The organism is Clostridium tertium, from assembly GCF_017873245.1.
In the GTDB taxonomy this organism is placed as follows: Bacteria; Bacillota; Clostridia; order Clostridiales; family Clostridiaceae; genus Clostridium; species Clostridium tertium.
In genome coordinates, this window is sequence record NZ_JAGGJY010000005.1 from 59,746 (window position 1) to 80,602 (window position 20,857).

Annotated in this window: 10 protein-coding genes, 2 riboswitches and 1 other annotated feature; of the genes, 1 reads left to right on the forward strand and 9 read right to left on the reverse strand. The window is 28.6% G+C overall.

The genetic code is table 11. The features are described from left to right. Positions 1-98 precede the first annotated feature (98 nt). Positions 99-8,090, reverse strand: coding sequence for an NPCBM/NEW2 domain-containing protein (locus J2Z25_RS07640; protein ID WP_209739493.1), 7,992 nt, complete (start codon positions 8,088-8,090; stop codon positions 99-101). Positions 8,091-8,247: 157 nt separating this feature from the next. Then, positions 8,248-8,331: riboswitch (cyclic di-GMP riboswitch) on the reverse strand. A 219-nt stretch (positions 8,332-8,550) separates the two neighbouring features. Continuing rightward, positions 8,551-8,763: a binding site (T-box leader), on the forward strand. A gap of 62 nt (positions 8,764-8,825) precedes the next feature. Here J2Z25_RS07640 and thrS point away from each other — a divergent pair. Further along, positions 8,826-10,763, forward strand: a complete 1,938-nt coding sequence (gene thrS, locus J2Z25_RS07645) for a threonine--tRNA ligase (protein ID WP_209739495.1) — start codon at positions 8,826-8,828, stop codon at positions 10,761-10,763. Between the two features lie 266 nt (positions 10,764-11,029). On the opposite strand, the gene J2Z25_RS07650 is transcribed toward thrS, so the two are convergent. The 8 genes from J2Z25_RS07650 to J2Z25_RS07685 all read right to left on the reverse strand — a co-directional run bounded on the left by J2Z25_RS07650 (position 11,030) and on the right by J2Z25_RS07685 (position 19,832). Then, on the reverse strand, positions 11,030-11,590 hold the full coding sequence (locus tag J2Z25_RS07650) for a sugar O-acetyltransferase (RefSeq protein WP_209739497.1): 561 nt from the start codon (positions 11,588-11,590) through the stop codon (positions 11,030-11,032). 124 nt (positions 11,591-11,714) lie between these two features. Beyond that, positions 11,715-11,897 carry a hypothetical protein gene (locus J2Z25_RS07655; RefSeq protein ID WP_209739499.1) on the reverse strand — a complete coding sequence of 61 codons (183 nt, stop codon included), beginning with the start codon at positions 11,895-11,897 and terminating at the stop codon, positions 11,715-11,717. A 279-nt stretch (positions 11,898-12,176) separates the two neighbouring features. Beyond that, complete coding sequence (locus J2Z25_RS07660; protein WP_008681027.1) at positions 12,177-12,956, reverse strand: ZIP family metal transporter; 780 nt, start codon at positions 12,954-12,956, stop codon at positions 12,177-12,179. A gap of 624 nt (positions 12,957-13,580) precedes the next feature. After that, positions 13,581-14,864 (reverse strand): O-acetylhomoserine aminocarboxypropyltransferase/cysteine synthase family protein, encoded by a 1,284-nt coding sequence (locus tag J2Z25_RS07665; protein ID WP_209739501.1) that lies wholly within the window; start codon positions 14,862-14,864, stop codon positions 13,581-13,583. A 120-nt stretch (positions 14,865-14,984) separates the two neighbouring features. Beyond that, a riboswitch (SAM riboswitch) is annotated at positions 14,985-15,104 on the reverse strand. Between the two features lie 46 nt (positions 15,105-15,150). Then, complete coding sequence (locus tag J2Z25_RS07670) at positions 15,151-15,747, reverse strand: 5-formyltetrahydrofolate cyclo-ligase (protein WP_245173192.1); 597 nt, start codon at positions 15,745-15,747, stop codon at positions 15,151-15,153. 23 nt (positions 15,748-15,770) lie between these two features. After that, on the reverse strand, positions 15,771-16,787 hold the full coding sequence (locus tag J2Z25_RS07675) for a homoserine dehydrogenase (protein WP_209739504.1): 1,017 nt from the start codon (positions 16,785-16,787) through the stop codon (positions 15,771-15,773). An 81-nt stretch (positions 16,788-16,868) separates the two neighbouring features. Next, positions 16,869-17,810: a metallophosphoesterase family protein gene (locus J2Z25_RS07680; RefSeq protein WP_342451344.1), complete on the reverse strand. Its 942-nt coding sequence runs from the start codon at positions 17,808-17,810 to the stop codon at positions 16,869-16,871. A 324-nt stretch (positions 17,811-18,134) separates the two neighbouring features. Beyond that, positions 18,135-19,832, reverse strand: a complete 1,698-nt coding sequence (locus tag J2Z25_RS07685) for a PTS transporter subunit EIIC (protein WP_209739506.1) — start codon at positions 19,830-19,832, stop codon at positions 18,135-18,137. Between the last annotated feature and the right edge of the window lie 1,025 nt (positions 19,833-20,857).

A 20,857-nucleotide genomic window follows, 5' to 3' on the forward strand; every position in this document is an offset into this window, starting at 1 on the left:
CTAAGAGCTTAACATAGTAAAGTTTCTCTTAGTGATCATTAATTCATATTATATTATTTTTTCACTTCTTGTTTAGCTAGTTCTTCTTTATTGTTTTACTATATATTAAATATATAAAGTATTCCAACCTCATGGTTATCTTCTTTATTTTCATAAGTTATATAGACACCGTAAAGTCCAGCTTTCATATCAGATGTATCTATTGATATGTCTCCATTTTCATCTATAGAATTTTCTACATCTAATTTCTCACTACCTACCATAATTTCCTTAGGTTTCAATACCTCTCCACTTTTAGACACTACTCTTTCTTTGAGTATAACTTTATTATTTTCTACTGTAGCCATTCCAGCTTCAATTATTTGTAGATTAGCATTTAATACCTTAAGATTTTTTAAGTTCTTTAGAGGTGATAAATCCCTTACTTCATTTTGCTCTATATTAAGTTCTTCTAAATTCTCAGCATATTCTAAGCCTTTTAAGCTTGTAATTCTTCTGCTACTACCAGTTAAGGTCCTTAGATTATGCATATCTTTTAAAGTTATATCTCCACTCAATCCAAGAGCCTTTTGAATATCTTGTTTTAGATACTTATCTTCAATTTTAATAACTTTATTTAAATCTACTCTTTCTAAGCCATTAATTATTTCTTTTAATTCAGTTATCATTGATTGTATTTCTTCATAAGTAGATGCTTTATTTTCTATCATTTCTGTTGCTTTTCCCACAGCCTGATCTAGTACACTTAAACTTTCTTCAGTATAAGCTTCTCTATCTATACCCTTAGCACTTTCAACTAATTTAGAAAGCTCTGTATAATCTATGGATTCTGAATTTGCATAATAAAGCTTAGTATCTCCCCATGTAGCGTGGTCTGAACCAATTCCATTTCCACCATCAGTTACTACAAGTTTTAATTCCTTAGCATCATTTATATCAACTTCTACATACTTCATAGCATCTCTAGAAGTAATTACTCCACTATCGAATTTCTTTTCTCCATCGACATATATTTCGAAGGAAACTGAACCTACTGTACCAAACATTTGTCTATCTACTCCAACATATGAGCTAAAGAATGCATAATCTTTATCACTTAAATCATATGTTATTGTTGAAGTTGCATGAGCACCTATACCTCTTTCAAATGATACTTCATTGCCGTCTTCATTAGTTAATCTTAAAGCATTATTACTTGTAGATATATCCTTCTTAGGAGCAGCATAGCTATTTTGAGTAGATTTCCAATCATATTCTGTCAAATACGTATAATCTTCCATGTTTACTACTGCTATAGTTCTTGATTTAGTTACTTCATTACCATCACTATCTAGAACTTTATAAGTAATTGGATATTTTCCTGGTTTATTAAAGTTTACTTCACCAGTTACTTCAACACTTGAAGTTAAATCTCCATCTTCAGCATCAATTGCAGTATACTCTTCATTTAAGTCAATTACTTCTCCAACCTTTGTTGACACTGATTTTGGAATAGTTAACTCTGGCTTTGCATTTGTAGTATATAATTTAGTATCTGCCCATGATGCAAAATCTCCAAGTCCATTACCATCAACATTATCTGCTACTAATTTAAGTTCTTTTACTCCAGTAACATCTAGACTTACAAGCTCTGCTTCACTATCTCTTCTTATTACATCTGATGTATAAACTTCTTCACCATCTGCAAATATTTTAAATATTATGGTAGTTCTATTATCATTGTAGTTTTTATCAGTACCTACATATGTTGAGAAGTTGGTATAATTTTCATCTAACTTATATACTATTTCTGCATTTGTTGCAGCTCCAATTCCTTTATCAAATTCTTTTATTTCGCCATTAACTTTAAGTTTAATTTTACTACTTGAGTTAACTGCTGAATCTTTGTTTACAGTTTTCCATCCTGATACTGCTGAATCCCACTCCATATCAGATACATAAGTACTATTACTATAAACTACAAATTTTCTATCTTTGCTTGCTTTATTTCCAGCACTATCTGTTATTGTATATGTCACAGTGTATTCTCCAGATTTATTTATATTAAAATCATTTTTATTAACCGTAACATTACTAGTTATATCACCATCTTCTTGGTCATTTGCTGTAACCCCTGAAGTTAAGTCAAAATTGCTGTTTAACTTAACATAAGTTATATCTTCAACATCTATTGTCGGGAACTTAGCTCTTATTATTTCTTCAGCTTTAACTAAATCTTCTTCGAATAAGTTAGCTGCTGGATGATTTTTAACTTCTTCCCTTAGAGCTTGTACCTTATCTAAAGTATTATAACTTTCAGTAACTTCTGTTTTATTACTATCAGTAAATAGTTCATTATTTATCTTATCTGCTAAAATATCCTCTCCATAGAATGATACTTCACCTATACTAGCCCAATCCTGATTTGCTTCTATAAATTTAAACATCACTCTTCTTGCTGTAGTTTTAGCTATTTTAAACTCTACAACATCATTAACATTTCCAGTATATTCACCTTTACCTACTAATATAAAATCATTTCCCTCAGCTTCATTAGACGTGTATATTTCAAATTTCTTAGCAAATCCTTTTCCTCCACTTCTTGCTTTATAAGCTATTCTATTTATTTCCTTACTTTCTCCCAAGTCAAATATAACTTCATTTTTGAATATATCACTGTTTGGTTTATTAGTTTCCCAATGTGTATTTCCATTACCATCTATTGCATTACCTATAACAGTACCGGGATAACTTCCAGCATTGTTAGTTACTGAAGTAGCTCCGAATTTAAACTCCTCATTATATTTATCTAAGTTATCAAACTCACCAAACTTTGATTTGTTTACTGTAAAATCTTCATATATAGTTACATAAGATTTAATTTCTGCTATGTTATTGTCACTATCTTTTACTCTATAAACAACTTCAAATCTACCAATTTTACCTTCTTTATAGTTATTTGAAACTATTTCAACATCAGAAGATAAATTTCCATCTTCAGCATCTCTCGCTTCGATACCTGATTCAAAATCTACTGCTTCTCCTAACTTATAAATCTTATCTTCAACTGAGATAACTGGTTTTGCATTATTTGTAGTTAATTTAGGATTAGCTATTACTGCATGATCTAAAGTATTTCCATTTCCAGCATCAGTAACTTTTATTACTAGTTGGTTTATGCCCTTAACTGGAACATTTATATATTCCATATTATCAGCATATTTTAAAACTTCAGTATTAGCTAAAGTTTTACCGTCAGCTATTATTTCAAAATTTATACTAGAAGTATCTTGTACTGCTATTCCTGCATCAACTCCAAGTAAAACCTCGAAATTATCATAGTCTTTGCCTGCTAAGTCATAAGTTATTGTACCATTTGCATGTATTCCAAAACCTTTTTCAAAGTCTTTAACTTCTCCATTTACTCTACCTCTTATATTAGTATTTCTTCTTGGAGTTCCCCATTGAGTTTGTGCAGATAACCATTCTAAATCTGATAAATAATCATAATCACTTACAACTTCAACTTCTACTATCTTTTCTACTAATATACCTTCATCACTTACAGAATATTTAACTTGATATTTTCCTTTTTGGCTAGTATCTACATTATGTTCAATCTTAACCTTAGAAACTATATCATTTCCCTCATAACTTAATACTTTTATATAGTCTAAAGGATTAAATTCTTCTCTTAACTCTAAAGTAATCTTATTTTGTTGAATGTTTATACTAGGTGAAAATGACTCTATTGACACAGAATCACCTGTACCTAAATCAATATCATAAGGTACTACTTCGTATTTAGAATTCTTAGTTGTATCTGCATTAGTATCTACAAAGTAATTAGTTGAAGTAAATCCTATTAACTCACCATCTCTTAATATTTCATATCCTAGTAAATCTGATTTAACATTATTATCTATATTAAATGTTAACTTAATTCCATTTTCTACTCTATTTAATGTAACATCTAAATTAGTATCTTGAGTAAATCCATTTCCCTTATAATTAGCTTTGCTATTATTTAGATACCATATCTTTTTATCCGGCTTTGGATACTTACTAGTTTCTTGTCTAGTTTCCTCATTAACCTCAAATCCATGTCTAGCAAAGTATTCGCTTAAGTCTTCACCAATTACCTCTGATGAGAATTTAACTAAATATTGCATCTTAATATTATCAGGATTTTCACTTCCTAAGTTAACATTTCTTTCTCTATATAATTTATTTAAATTTCCCCAATATCCAGGCTTATACATTTCTAATTGCCAATATACTGCTAAATTTTCAGCCAGTTCACCTTCTGAGTACTTATTAGAATTCTCGCTTATAACATTCTTATAAATTTTATTTTCAAACGGTATTCTATTATCTATCTTATTGTAATATACAGACATATACATAGGTAGCATATTATTTGTAACTTCACCATATAATCTTGTGCTTACATCCATTCTATGTCCTATCTCATGATCTAATCCCCAGCCTGGCTCTCCAACTAGTAAACTAGTCATTACATCACCTTGTACTCCTATATGATTGGTATATGCATACATATATCCAAATGGTTGTGCTAACCTAACATTTTCTCTTATATATTTAGGATCATTTTGCTCATTGCTACCATCTAGTCCATAGTATTTAAAAAGCTCTTTCATATGATTATTGTATCGATTTACTGTATCTAGTGGATTCGCACCTTTTTCTATATATGCCTTATATGCACCTGTAGCAGTACCTGTCCATACAATATGGTCACTTACAAATTCGAAAACATCTAAAACTTCCCTGTCTAATACATTAGGATTCTTAGCTATATCTTCATCTATTGCTTTTTTATACTCTATTAAAAATTCTTTAAATTCTTCCGCATTAGTATCCGCTGTAAGGAATGGGTATTTGTCTCCTGAAGCAAATCTTATAACTGGAGTTTTTGGTTGTTGCTCACTAGTGTACGGATTTAAAATATATATTGATCCCCCTCTAGTTACATCATGTCTATACCAATTATCAACTGCTATATCAGGAACAGTTATTACATTTTTACCTGGGTTTAAATTCACTGTTCTCATCCAGTTAGCAAAGCTTCCTTCTTGTTGAGAAAAGACTAACTTTGGCATTGGCTGACTTGGATCAGCATCTACATAAACTGTTATTTCATCACCTGGTTTTGCAGATATTCCTGTCGGTTGATTATTATTACCAAATCCAAATTTTAAATTCTTATTAGCATGTGCTACCATATCTCCGTGTTGTTCTGCTGTAATAATTTTTACAGTCTCTAATTCACCTTTAAAGATCTTATTTGCTAATTCAAATGCTTCTGTAAATGTACTTTCTAAAGGATGTCCTTTAACTTCATTTTCTAAATCCTTTAGTTTTTCTATAGTATTAAATTCCTCTGACAATTCATTCATTAATCCATTTGTAAATAGATTATCAACTTTATCACTTACTACATCTTGTTTATAGAACGCTATCTCTGATAATGTAGCCCAATTTTGATCTGAGTTTTTAAATTTAAATTTAATTCTCTTAAACTTAGTCGGACTGAACTTTGCCTCAACTAATCCAGATACTTTATTATGACTACCTGTTGCCACAAGCTGATATGTATCTCCCTTAGATGTTGTAGACCCATATATTTCAAACTCTTGAGCAAATCCTTTGTTATCAGATTTTCTTGCTCCGTATAATATCCTATTTAATTCTACAATTTCCTTAAATTCTACTTCTACTTCATTTATAAAATCAGCTGTATTTGCTTTATTAGTTTCCCAATATGTATCTGGATTATCATCTATAGCATTTGTTATTACTTGTGATGCATAATGTCCAGCATTATTTTTAATACTTTCTATATTATCATTATCCATTTTAAATAAGTCTGAATAATCTTCATTAAAATAATCCTCAAATTTTCTTGTAATTGCTGTTGTTGCTTCAATTTTATTTTCTTCTAATAGTATTTTGGCATTTTCTATATCTTCTTTGAAGCTACTGTAAAGAGGATGATTTTTAGCTTCATTTTCTAAAGCCTCTAGCTTTTCTTTTGTATTAAACTCTTCACTAACTTTACTCATTGTAGCATCAGTAAATAAATTTAATATCTTGTCATATACTTTATCTTCCTTATAAAATCTAAATTCAGCTACAAATGGTCTATTTATATTAGCCTTTACAAATTTAAACTTTATTCTTTTAAACTTAGTTGGCTCAAATTTAAACTCTAAGAAGTCGTTAGTACTTTGAGCACTTCCTGTTGCTACTAATTGGAATGTATCACCATTTGTTGTTTCTGAAGCATATATTTCAAACTCTTCTGGGAATCCCTTTCTGTTTTCTCTTGCTAAAAATGCAATTCTATTTAATACCTCTGGCTTATCTAATGTAAATATTACTTCATTAGTAAAATCTTCAGTATTATTTTTATTTGTTTCCCAGTGTGTTTCAGTCTTGTCATCTATCATATATTCTAATTTAGAATTAGGATATATTCCTCCATTTGCACTTATGTTAGCTATATTAGAGTTTGGCATTCTAAATAATTCACTATATTCAGAGTCCTTTCCATTGTGGTACGCTTCTAATCTTGAAACCTTCGCTGTTGTTGCTTCAATTTTATTTTCTTGTAGAAGTATTTTTGCATCCTCTAAATTCTCTTTATAATCTTCATAAAAAGGATGGCTTTTAGCTTCTTCTTCTAATGCTTGTACTTTTTCTAATGTATTAAATTCTTCACTTACACTGCTCATTGTATCATCAGTGAATAGCCTATCTATTTTTTCTGCTATTTCATCTTGAGTATATAAACCAAACTCAGCAGCACAAGCCCAATTCTCGTATCCCTTTTTAAATACAAATTTAACCCTTCTAAACTCAGTAGGATTGAATCTTATTTCTATAGAATCCTGTGTTGCTTTAGACGTTCCACTAGACACCAATTCAAATGTATCTCCTTTAGACGTTCTTGATGCATATATATCAAATGCTTCTGCAAAACCTCTATTAGTTCCACGAGGTGCAGTATATACTATTCTATTTAATGTTATTAATTCATTTAACTCTATTACTACTTCATTAGTAAAACTATCACTATTTTGTTTTCCTGAATGCCATTTTGTATTTATATCTCCATCCATAGCTTTAGTTATAGCTTCACTTGCATATTGCCCACCATTTGTAGTTATTGATTTCACTTTGCTTGATGGAACTTTATAGATTGCATCATACTGTGGAAGTATCTCACTATTCATATCTTTAAATTTAGATACCTTAGCATCAATATAGTTAACTTCTTTATTTTCTACAATTAACTTTGCATTTTCTATATCTTCTTTAAGCTCACTATATAATGGATGATTTTTCACTTCTTCTTCTAACGCATTTATTTTTTCTATATTATTAAACTCTTCATTTACTTGACTCATTGTACCATCAGTAAATAAATTCTTCACTTTATCACTCACTACATCTTCTTTATAAAACATAAATTCTGATGCTGAAGCCCAATCTTGATCAGCTTTTTTGAACTTAAATTTTATTCTCTTAAATTCAGTTGGATTAAATTTAATTTCTACTATATCTCCAGTAGAACCTGTATATTCACCACTACTTACTAATCTAAAGTCATCTTCTTCATCAGTAAGAGATGTATATATTTCTACTTCCTTAGCAAAACCTTTACCTTTAGCTGATGACTGCCTTGCTGCATATACTATTCTGTTTAAGTTTGTTACTTCATTTAATTTAAATATTACTTCATTGGTAAAATCAGTTCTATTTGGTTTCCCTGTTTCCCAATGAGTATTGAAATCTCCATCTATAGCCTTATCAATAGTAGAATTTGGATAATTACCTCCATTATTTGTAATAGATTCAATATTTCCATTGTCCATTTTAAATACTTCATTATAAGCATTTAGATTATCACTATTGTATAAGTTAAATTTACTTATACTAGCTTGAGTCAATTCATTAACAGATGTATTTTCTGTTATAGAAACTTGATTTCTTGATAGCTCATCTGCTAAAACCTTTACTGTTGTAGATGAGAAATTGGTTATTAGTGCAGCTATTAATATAGCCGCTATTTTTTTCTTGTTCATAATTTACCTCCCTGGTTAGTTTTATCTAGCCTTAGAAGTACATTAAAAAAGCTACTCTAAAAGAGCAGCTTTATACATCTTAATAAATTAAATATTAATTATAATAAGATAAATAATATTTAAAATTAAACTTTAAAACAAAAAGTATAATGTACTCTTTGGCAACTGGCTGACATAGTTATACACCTTAGTCCCTATAGCTTTGCGTCCTTAAATTTCTCTAAGTTTGCCTATTTAATTTTATAACTTTAAAATAAATTTTAATTATTTTAAAATTTATTATCCGTATTTTAACATAAAATCACATATTTATCCATATATTTTTATAAAATTTCTACTATTTTTCTTCTTTTTTTGCATAATCTCAACTTATTATTCTTCCAGTTTAAGTAAATTATTTTAATTACCTCTTTATATTGACATTGACTAATTAGATAATTATAATATTACTTATAAATATTTTAATACGTTGATGAGAAGAGTAAACTAAATTTCATTTTCAGAGAGAGATAAGCTTGGTGAAATTATCTTATTTGAATCTAGTTGAAGACCACCTCTGAGTGACTCTAATAAAGTCCGTTTAATATCACGTTACGATATATTAAGAGGTCTTATTATAGACAATTAAGGGTGGAACCGCGGGAAGTTTAGAACTTATACTCTCGTCCCTTCTATTTATATAGAAGGGATGGGAGTTTTTTTATTTTAAATTATATTATGAAGGGAGTAATAAATATGATTAAAATTACTTTAAAGGATGGATCAGTAAAAGAATTTGAAGCTGGTATTTCTGTTTTAGATATAGCTAAATCAATTAGTGAAGGCTTAGCTAGAAATGCTTGCTGTGGAATAGTTAATGGAAAGGTTGTTGACTTACGTTATATAGTAAATGAAGATAGCGAACTTGCTATTTGCACATTTGACTCACAAGAAGGAAAAGATGCATTAAGACACAGTGTATCTCACGTTTTAGCTTATGCAGTTAAAAGATTATATCCAAATGCTAAATTAGCTATAGGACCTGCTATAAATGATGGTTTCTACTATGATTTTGATGTAGAAAACTCATTTAGTTCTGATGATTTAGTAAAAATAGAAGATGAAATGAGAAAAATAGTAAAAGAAAATCCTTCAATTGAAAGATTTGAATTACCAAGAGCTGAAGCTATAAAGCTTATGGAAGATGCTAACGAACCATATAAGGTTGAATTAATTAATGATTTAGGCGAAGATGAAGTTATTTCATTCTATAAAATGGGTGACTTTGTAGATTTATGCGCTGGCCCTCACCTAATGTCTTTAAAACCAGTTAAAGCTATTAAACTTCTTAGAAGTGCTGGGGCTTACTGGAAGGGCGATGAAAAGAACAAAATGCTTTCAAGAGTATATGGAACTGCATTCTTAAAGAAAGCTGATTTAGATGCTCATTTAGAAGCTTTAGAAGAAGCTAAAAAGAGAGACCATAACAAATTAGGTAGAGAACTTAAAATCTTCACTACAGATGAAAAAGTAGGTCAAGGTTTACCTCTTATAATGCCTAAAGGTGCTAAAATTGTTCAACTTCTTCAAAGATGGGTTGAAGATGAAGAAGAAAAAAGAGGCTATGTATTTACAAAGACTCCTTCAATGTCTAAAAATGACTTATTTAAGGTTTCAGGACACTGGGATCACTACAAAGATGGTATGTTTGTTTTAGGAGATGAAGATAAAGATCCAGAAGTTATGGCATTAAGACCAATGACTTGCCCATTCCAATATACAATTTATAATGCAGAACAACACTCTTATAGAGAACTACCTATAAGATATGCTGAAACTTCTACTTTATATAGAAATGAAGCATCTGGTGAAATGCACGGATTAATTCGTGTAAGACAATTTACTTTATCTGACGGACATATAGTTTGTAGACCAGATCAAATTGAAGAAGAATTTAAAGGTTGTGTTGAATTAATCAACCACATAATGAGTACTTTAGGAATAGATGGAGATATATCATTTAGATTCTCTAAGTGGGATCCAAACAATACTGATAAATATATAAACAATCCAGAAGCTTGGGAAGAAACTCAAGTATTAATGAAGGCTATCTTAGATCACCTTGGAATTGATTATGTTGAAGCTGAAGGTGAAGCTGCATTCTACGGACCAAAGCTTGATATCCAATTCAAGAATGTTCACGGAAAAGAAGATACAATAATAACAATCCAAATTGACTTTGCTCTTGCAGAAAGATTTGATATGACTTATATAGATAAAGATGGAAATAAGAAACGTCCATATATAATTCATAGATCTTCAATTGGATGTTATGAAAGAACTTTAGCTATGCTTATTGAAAAATATGCTGGTGCATTCCCAACTTGGCTTGCTCCAACTCAAGCAATAGTTCTTCCTATTTCTGATAAATATAATGACTATGCTGAATCAATAGTTAAAGATTTCAAAGATTCAGGAATAAGAATTGCTGCCGATTATAGAGCTGAAAAAATTGGTTATAAGATTAGAGAAGCTAGACTAGAAAGAATCCCTTACATCCTAGTTGTTGGTGAAAAGGAAGCTGCCAACAATGAAGCTTCAGTAAGAAGCAGAAAGAATGGAGAAGAAGGTGCACTTCCAGTTTCTGAATTAAAGAACAGATTAATCTTAGAAATAGCTAATAAAGATAAATAATCAATGTAGAGTTTAGAATGGTGGAAAAATCCTCTGGTAGGATTTTATAAAATAAATAATTTTTGATAGAGAACCCTGAAAATTTTAAAATTTTCAAGGTTCTTCTTAATTTATAATAATTTTTAGTTATGAACTTCTTGTTTCCATTAAAATCACACTTCTTGTTTTATATATCTCTATTATGATAATTTTGTAAAACTTTAAATCAAAATAGATTCTTTTGTTACCATATAAACTGTTTTTTATATTTATATTTTTTATGATTACTATTCATTGTCCAATTTTCTTATTACTCTACAAGGATTACCAACAGCTAGTACATTATCTGGAATACTCTTAGTTACAACACTACCAGATCCAACAACTGAGTTCTCTCCAATTCTCACCCCTGGATTAATAGTGCTTCCCCCACCTATCCATACTCCATCACATATTTCTACTGGGTCTGCATATTCTAAATTTTCCATTCTCTCCTTAGGTGAAAGTGCATGATTAACTGTAAATATATTCACATTAGGCCCAATCATAACATTTTTCCCTATAGTTACTTTGCCACAATCTAATATTGTACAATTGTAATTTGCAAATGAATTTTCTCCCCAATAGATATTGTAGCCATAAGCACATCTAAAAGGTTGCTCTATGAAGAACTCTTTAGGCGCATGTCCAAATAACCCTCTAAGTAAGTCCATTCTCTTTTCTATTTCCTTTGGATGTAGTGAATTGTACTCAAACATAATTTCATTAGCATGTTGCCTATCATTAAACAATTCATCGCCTAAAGAAACATACAAATCTCCCCTCAGCATCTTTTCCTTTTCAGTCATAATATCATCCCCCAACCATAAATATCATATTTATTTATATAAAATACATCTTATAATCATATTACTACTTTTAAACTAATAAATCACTTTATATAAAAATAAAAAAGCCCTTATTAAAAGGCTTTTACTTATTTTCTTCAATAAGCTTTTTCATCTTATTTTGAAGTAACCATATTTTCTTTTGCTTTCTATTATAGGCAACCATCTTATCCTTATTATTAATACTAGACTCTAATTGCTTCGTAGTTTTTTCTTCATACATCTTTAAAGCTTCATTAAGAATTTGAAGTTCCTCTTTATTAAACATAAATACACTCCTTACATCAATGTAAATTAGTTTACTAAATCTTAATTATCATATTATATTATATTTTATAAAGAGTTTCTTTGCAATTATCCCTATTAATCTTTAAATAATGAACAACAGCAAATATTAAATTATTTATTTGCAAGCCAACATATACTCCACTTAATTTAAATCTTATGGATAATATCACAATCCATAATACAGATAAAAAGCTAACTAAACTTGTAAACTTTAATACAAAACTTTCATTTTTATTCTATAATTTATCCTTTTCTTAAATTAGGATAATGCTACATCTAAAATCATCATAATTACAAATCCTATAGAAAATGCTATTGCACTAATATCAGAAAAATTATCTTCTGCTGCCTCTGGTATTAATTCCTCTACTACAACAAAAATCATAGCTCCTGCTGCAAAAGAAAGTAGATATGGCATTATCGGTGTAATAACACTAGAAAATATTATTGTAATTACCGCCGCTATTGGTTCTACTATTCCAGATAAAGCTCCATAAATAAATGATTTATTTTTACTTAAGCCTTCGCTTTTAAGAGGCATTGATATTATTGCACCTTCTGGAAAGTTTTGAATTGCTATCCCTATAGAAAGAGCAATAGCTGAAGCAAGAGTTACTGCATTGGCCTCATTCATAACTGCTGCAAAAACAATTCCTATTGCCATTCCCTCCGGAATATTATGAATTACTACTGACAGTACAAGTTTTGTAGTTTTACTTAGTTTATATTTTTTTGTTCCTTCTTCCTTTTTACTATTGATATGCATATGCGGAACAATTTTGTCCAAAGAAAATAAAAATAAAATTCCTACAAGTACTCCAACTGCAGCTGGAATAAATGATAATTTCCCCATATTTTGAGACATATCTATAGAAGGAATAATTAATGACCATACTGCTGCAGCCATCATAACTCCTGATGCAAATCCAAGAAGTATCTTATTAACCATTTTATTCATTTCTTTCTTCATTGCATAAACACAAGCAGCCCCTAGAGACGTACCTAAAAACGGTATTAAGATTCCAATTAAAATATTCATTCCCACTCCTCCTTTTATAAACACTATTTCATATATTGATTAAATAACTTATAGCATCTTTCCTGAGTACTTTCTATCAAACTTGTTTTCCTATATAAATAGAGCAATTGTTCCATCTTTAAAACCATCATCTACTCAATTTGAATCTGTAAAATCATTATTATTTATATTATTGATTTTATTTTCTGATTAATCCGAAGAAACTAAGTCTATTTTCTTATCATTAACATGTCCCTCTTTTTTTTAATTTATTACACTACTATAGCCACATATGAATAATCAACATATATCTAAAACATGAATAATACTTTTAATAAACTTACTCTTAAACTTTTCCCCTGTATAATCGACTTTCTCCTAATCTTTATTATATCTAAGTATATTTTAACATATTTCTACTTAATATATTCTATTTTAATTCCTATATTATTTATAAAACTAAAAGCAATAGTTAAAAGCTACTATTTTCTAATACCAATTAAAAATAGTAGCTTTTAACAAATATATTATTCTAATTTGTTAAAATATCATATTTCTAAAATGAGAGTCACGAAACGTGATACCCTTTTAAATAAAATTTTAAACAACATTTAATTCTTTTATTTTCTTATTCTTTTTTTATTATTAACTGTTAATTGAGATTAATGCTTGTTCAAAATCTGCAATTATATCTCTTATATCCTCAATTCCAATTGAAACTCTCATCAAATCAGGTGTTACTCCACTTGCTATTTGTTCTTCCTTTGATAATTGACTATGTGTAGTTGTTGCTGGATGTAAAAGACAGCTTCTAACATCTCCTAAAGTAACTACTAATGCCACTAATTTTAATGCTTTTGTAAATTTCTTTGCTGTTTCTATATCTCCTTTTATTCCAAAAGTTAATAATCCACTTCCTCCACCTTTTAAATATTTCTTTGCTTTATCATATTGTGAGCTTGTTTCAATATATGGATAATTAACCCACTTTATTTTAGGATGTTTTTCTAACCATTTTGCTAGTTCTAATGCATTTTGTGAATGTCTTTCCATTCTCAAATGAAGAGTTTCTAAACCTAAATTAGTTAAGTAAGCATTAAATGGACTTTGACATGCCCCAATATCTCGTCCTAATGTAACTCTTAACTTTGTAATATATGCAGCATTTCCAAATGATTCTACATATTTTAATCCATGATAACTTGGATCTGGCAGCGTAAATTCTTCAAAATCTCCATTTACCCAATCAAAATTTCCTCCATCAACTACTATTCCTCCAATGCTCTGTGCATGTCCATCTGCATATTTAGTAGTTGAATGTACCACTATATTTGCCCCATGTTCAAATGGATTACACAAATATGGAGTTCCTACAGTATTATCTACTATAAATGGAACCTTTAACTCCTTTGCAACCTCTGAGAACTTATCAAAATCTAATATATTTAATCCTGGATTACCAATTGTCTCTCCATATACTGCTTTAGTATTTTCATTTGCACATGAAAGAATTTCTTCCTTACTTGCTTCTGGATCAACAAAGGTTACATCTATCCCCATCTTTTTAAGATTAACTGTAAATAAATTAACTGTTCCACCATATAAAGAAGATGCTGATATTATATGATCCCCAACCTTACATATATTTAATATTGAATATAATACGGCTGCTTGTCCTGATGCTGTAGCTACTGCCCCAACTCCCCCTTGAAGTCTTGCAAACTTATCTTCTAATGCACAAACTGTAGGATTAGATATTCTACTATACAAATGCCCCTCTGCTTCTAAGTTAAATAAATTTTCTAAGTGATCTGGATCATCATACTTATAAGTTGCTGTTTGAAATATTGGTAATACCCTAGGTTCCCCAGCCTTTGGCGTATAACCTCCTTGAATACATATTGTCCCCTTTTCCCATTTTCCTTCCATATTGAAAGCCCCCTTATTTAATATTATTGCTTATTGCTTTTCTATAAAATAAAAAAAGTTACTTCAAATTAAGAAGCAACCTAAATATACTAAACTATTCACTAATAAACTCAATGAAATACCTTATTTGCCAAGCATCAGCTTGCAGGATTTAGCACCACACTTATTTATAAAATAATTTTATATTTCGTAGGTTGCTAGGTTTCATAGGGCCAGTCCCTCCACCATTCTTAATAAAGTCTTTTTTATTTAATTATTATATATTATACACTATATCTTTAAATCTTCAACCATTATTTGTATTTTTTAAGGCTCTAGTATTCGTGATTATATAATCTACTTTGATATCATGCACTTCTGATTCTATTTTATCAACTATTTGTAAATCATATGCCAATGCTATCTTATTTTCTTTAGATTTTATATCTTTTAAATACCTATCGTAATATCCTCCTCCATACCCTATTCTGTTACATTCTTTATCAAAAACAACTCCAGGTACTACTATTAAATCTATATTTTCTTTTTCAATATAATTAGAGTCATCTATTGGTTCTAAGATACCCATTGAATTTTTCTTTAGCTCATCAATAGAATTTAATTTTATTGCCTTCATTAATTTATCATTTTTATATACTTTTGGAATAAAAACATTCTTTTTATCCTTAAAGGCCTTTTCTATTATATTTCTTGTATTTATCTCATTACTAAAGCTTATGTAAATAAATATATTAATAGCTCTTTTATATAAATCTGTATTTATTAACTCATTAAATATTTTATTATCCATTAATTCTTTTTCGTTGTTATTTAGTGAATCTCTTATTTCTAATATTTTATTTCTTAAAACTTTCTTTTCTTCTTTATTCATAATTTTTTTCATTCCTTTATTTTTTCACTTTTTAATTATTTTTCTTTGCAAAATATATTTATTATATCTCTTAATATTGCTGCAGCTGCATTTATAGTTCCTGATGCACCGCCTATTACACTAATGTCTCCTAAAGTATCCGTACTATAAAGCACACCTTTATTTTTACCATCTACAAAATATAAAGGATGACTTTTATCTATTACCTCAGGTTTTACATATGCTTTGATTTGTTCGCCTTCTTTATATATTCTTCCTATTAATTTAATTTTATTGCCATTCTTTTTTTCATTTATTATTAAACTTTTATATAATAAATTTATTCCTTGTATCTTAATATCATCGATAGTTAAACTAGAATTCATAATAACATTAGCTAGTATTAAAATTTTTGATGCAGTATCATATCCTTCTACATCTAGATTATAATTTGCTTCTGCTATTCCTAAACTTATAGCTTTGTTTAATGCTTCGTCATAATCAACTTCATTTTCATACATTTCAGTTAAAATATAATTACTCGTTCCATTTAATATACCTTCAATTGACAATACATCTGATCCTGCTATATCAAAAGTTCCAACATTTATAGATGGAAGTGCCCCTCCTGTTGTGCACCCTATCCCAAGCTTTACATTATTTTTATCAGCTAACTTTTTTAAGTTATTATATTGCAGCAATATTGGCCCCTTATTTCCTGTTACCACATTAATAGAATTCTCTAAAGCTAGCTTTATATGAGTTAAACCTGGTTCTCCTGTTTCTATATTAGTATTTGTTAATTCCACAAGCATATCTATATCATTATTTTTTACTATCGTATTTATATTTATGTCTTCCTTAAATTGTAGACTTTCTATATTTAAATTAAAATCATTACTTATAATTTCTTCTAAGTTTATTCCTAAATTATTATATATTCCACCATTACTTTTTATTATATATTTAACCCTTATATAAATTCCTAGATTATATAAATATTCACTTTTATCCCCTAGTAGTTTTATTAAAGCTTTACTAACCCCTCCAAATCCTATTATACCTATATTCATAATACATGCCCCCTTTATATTATTATAATATATCATTTCCTTTACACAAAATAAAAGGTGCCTTCATCTAAGGCACCTTCATTAATTAGAAACTTCTGTACTAAATATCCATTTTTTATCTTTTATATTTCTACCTTTGATAGTAACATTATTATCATTCGCCTCAATATAAACACCCTTAATATAATCTGATTCTCTTTTATAACCTTTTTCTTCATTTGAATCAGGTATAATAGTGTAATGAACAGATCCTGTATTGACTATTGTAAATGGTTTATTTAAAACTACACTACTTTCATTCAAATCCCTATGAGTATGTGATGAAAACATAATTACTTCTGGGTATTGCTCTAATATATTCTTTATTTCTTCACTTTGCTTTGATCCAACCCATGGATTATCTCCATAATCTAAATGCTGATGTAAAAATACAAATATCGGTTTACCTTTTTGATAATTCTCAGCTAACTTTTCTTTAAACCATTCTAATTGTTCATCAGAAATAAATGCTGTAACTGAATTTATAGTTTCAGAATTACCATCTTCAGATCCTAATGATATAAAATGATATCCTTTTATCCATTTATCATGATATACTTTTTCTTCTCCTGAAAACTCAAGGTACTTATTTATAAAGTTTTGAACTTGATCCTTAGAATTTTTTTCAATATTATAGTCAAAAAACTCATGATTGCCTATATTTCTTATAATTGTTTGTGGTAGTAAATCCTTGTTTTTATTTAAAGTTTTTTGTACTGAATCATATTGCTCATCTAATCCTTGATCCACAACATCACCATTTAATACTAATGCATCCATATTAGGATTTATTGTATGTAGATCTTTAATAGCCTCTTCAAAATGATCAATATTTTCATGAACATCTCCTAATACAGCAAAAGAAAGATTTTCATTTGATTTCGCTTCTACTGTTGTAGTATTAGGCTTAAACTCAGTTGATATTACTCCTAATAGAACTAATGTGATTATAATAATAATTAATTTGAATTTTTTTATTTTAATCCCCTCCTCACTTTAAATCCACATAAAAAATTATTAATTAAATCTATTTTTTTCAGAAACTTTTATAATATTCATTTTTTACATGTCAACTCTTTTATAATTTAAAAAATTCAAAATCTAAATTTATTTATCCCCAAATCTACATAATTATTTTTTTCTATAACCTCTAACCATTAAATTAAATACACTTTTAAACATTATAATAGTACTTAAATTTTCTAATTATTTCTATTTTAATTACTATTATAAATAAAAAAATCGTTAATTCTTACAATGAATTAACGATTTTTTTATTTATTTAACAACTATATACGTTATTAAATATTAATCTATATCTAAAATGTTTTTAATTTCATTCTTGTATGCATCTGCTTTAGCACCAAAGATGGCTTGAATTCCGTTACCAACTTCAACTACACCAGCTGCACCTAAAGATTTTAATTGATCTTTATTTACGTTTGCTTTATCTTTAACTTCAACTCTTAATCTTGTTATGCAAGCATCAACGCTAACTATATTTTCTTCTCCACCTAAAGCTGCTAAAACTGCTGGAGCTTTTTCAACTATTTCGCTGTTTTTTCCAGCTTTCTTATTACCAGACTTTTCATTAATGTCAGCTTGAGGAATACCTGCTTTTTCTTGATAATCAGATTTTGAATAAAGTTTAACTTCTTCTTCGCTTTCATCTCTACCTGGAGTCTTTAAATTGAATTTCTTAATTAAGAATAAGAATAAGAAGTAGTAAACTACCGCATAAACTATACCAACTAAGACTAATCTTAACCAGTTAGTAGGAACTCCTGCTCCCGCTGGTAATAAACCGAATAATGTAAAGTCTATTAATCCACCTGAGAATGTCATACCAATAAATACATTAAGTATATCCATTAACATAAATGATAAACCTGCTAATACACAGTGAACTCCATATAATACTGGTGCAACGAATAAGAATGTAAATTCGATTGGTTCAGTTATACCAGTAAGCAATGCTGTAACTGCAGCTGATGCTAATAATGATCCAACAGCTTTCTTCTTGCTTGGAGCTGCTGTCTTATACATAGCTAAAGCTGCTGCTGGAAGACCAAACATCATGAATGGGAATTTACCAGCCATAAATCTTGTAGTACCTGCAACTACTGTAGCCATATCTGCTGATGAAGCTCCAACTAAGCTACTCATGCTTGATAATTGAGCAAAGTAAGCTGTGTTAGCTCCTGCAACTGTTTGCCATGCTCCATCTACTAATATTTGTCCTTCAACAAATGATCCATACCAGAACGGTGTATAGAATACGTGGTGTAATCCAAATGGAATTAATGCTCTTTCAATAACTCCATAGAAGAATGTTCCTATAGCACCTGCATTTCTAACTAATTCTGAAAGTACTCCTATACCATTTTGAACTACCGGCCAGATAAATGCTAATAAAGCACCAACTATTGCCATAGCTAAAGAAGTTACTATTGGCACAAATCTTGATCCTGAGAAGAATCCAATAACTTGTGGTAATTGTATTGTATGATATTTATTGTGTAATATTGCTGTAACTATACCTGTGATAATACCACCGAAAACTGACATATTTAATGTAAATATACCTAAGTTAGTAGTAACATAAGTACCATATTCACCAACTGCATCTGGAGTAACAACTCCTAATTGAGTTAATCCTAATGCTAACATTGAAGATATAACTTGGTTCATAACTATGAAACCAAATATTGAAGCTAAACCTGCAGTTCCTTTATCTTTTTTAGCAAGTCCAACTGCAACACCTACTGCAAATAGTAATGGTAGGTTTCCAAATATAATATCTCCTACGTTTTTCATTATTGTTAATATTGCTGTAACTACAGGAATATTAACAAATGCTATTAATGGTTGATACACTGCTGGTGGGTTAGATAACCCTGATATACCTAGTAATGCACCACCAACACCTAGTAAAATACCTGCTATTGGTAAAGCTGCTATTGGAAGCATGATAGCTTTACCGATTCTTTGTAATTGTTGTAGCATCTTATAATTCCTCCTTAAAAATACTTATATAATAAAAAATAAATTACTACAGTAGTATGTGCTACTATGGGTTTATTATCTCCTTTTTATACAATAGTTATTAAAGTTTTTTAAATGTATTTTAAAAAAATAAAAAAAGGACCAAAACTTATAGATATAGCTATATCTATAATATTTTTAGTCCTTGCCTGCATAACCAGTAACACACTACGTATTTAATTATGTGATTATAATATCATATCACTTTTTAAATGTAAATGATTTTTTTATTATTTTACTATTTTATTTTTTTCCATCAATTTATTTATCATATTATTGAGTAACTTATATTGATTCAAATCTTTAGTTTTTTTATTCATAAAACCAACTCCCTGTTACTTTATTATTATATATATTCTAAATAAAATTTACTAATTTTATTATAATTGATATTTTTTTCTTTTGGTTAATTAAACCTTGTAATCATTTACTATTTATAAAAATCTTATTATTTCTTACTATTTCTTTTAAATATAAATTTTTTCAAACTATTGCTAACTATATAATATACGTTTATGACAATAAAATAATTCCTATTTATTTAAAATTAAATTTTCTTTAAATGTTTAAACTTTCGTAAACCTGGACATAAATTAAACGAGGTGATATTTTTGGAAAATAATACTAGTAAAGTAAGTACTTTAAGAATAGATTTGTCAATTATTTTATTATTAACTTCCTTTTTATTTTTTTTAGTATACTGTGTTAGCTTATAATTAAATTTTATAAATACGCAAAAAGTATGAATAGATTTCCAAAGTCTACATACTTTTTTATTATCAATTAACAGTAAAATAAAGTCATTATTATCTTAAACTTATAAATAGTTCACACTTTTTTAAATTTTATTGAAAATAAATACCTTTCTAACTATCCAATCTTTATAATAATTCTACTTATACTTTAGTATTACCCCTATTTTACTTATAACTAATCTCTAAATAATCAATTAACACTTTGTTAACATTTATAACTTTCATTATATA

What these genes read in the sequence shown, in the direction of transcription:
- J2Z25_RS07685 (WP_209739506.1), bottom strand. Translation starts at nt 19,832, where the DNA reads ATGCTACAACAATTACAAAGAATCGGTAAAGCTATCATGCTTCCAATA.
- J2Z25_RS07655 (WP_209739499.1), bottom strand. Translation starts at nt 11,897, where the DNA reads ATGTTTAATAAAGAGGAACTTCAAATTCTTAATGAAGCTTTAAAGATG.
- J2Z25_RS07650 (WP_209739497.1), bottom strand. Translation starts at nt 11,590, where the DNA reads ATGACTGAAAAGGAAAAGATGCTGAGGGGAGATTTGTATGTTTCTTTA.
- J2Z25_RS07640 (WP_209739493.1), bottom strand. Translation starts at nt 8,090, where the DNA reads ATGAACAAGAAAAAAATAGCGGCTATATTAATAGCTGCACTAATAACC.
- thrS (WP_209739495.1), top strand. Translation starts at nt 8,826, where the DNA reads ATGATTAAAATTACTTTAAAGGATGGATCAGTAAAAGAATTTGAAGCT.
- J2Z25_RS07670 (WP_245173192.1), bottom strand. Translation starts at nt 15,747, where the DNA reads ATGAAAAAAATTATGAATAAAGAAGAAAAGAAAGTTTTAAGAAATAAA.
- J2Z25_RS07660 (WP_008681027.1), bottom strand. Translation starts at nt 12,956, where the DNA reads ATGAATATTTTAATTGGAATCTTAATACCGTTTTTAGGTACGTCTCTA.
- J2Z25_RS07665 (WP_209739501.1), bottom strand. Translation starts at nt 14,864, where the DNA reads ATGGAAGGAAAATGGGAAAAGGGGACAATATGTATTCAAGGAGGTTAT.
- J2Z25_RS07675 (WP_209739504.1), bottom strand. Translation starts at nt 16,787, where the DNA reads ATGAATATAGGTATAATAGGATTTGGAGGGGTTAGTAAAGCTTTAATA.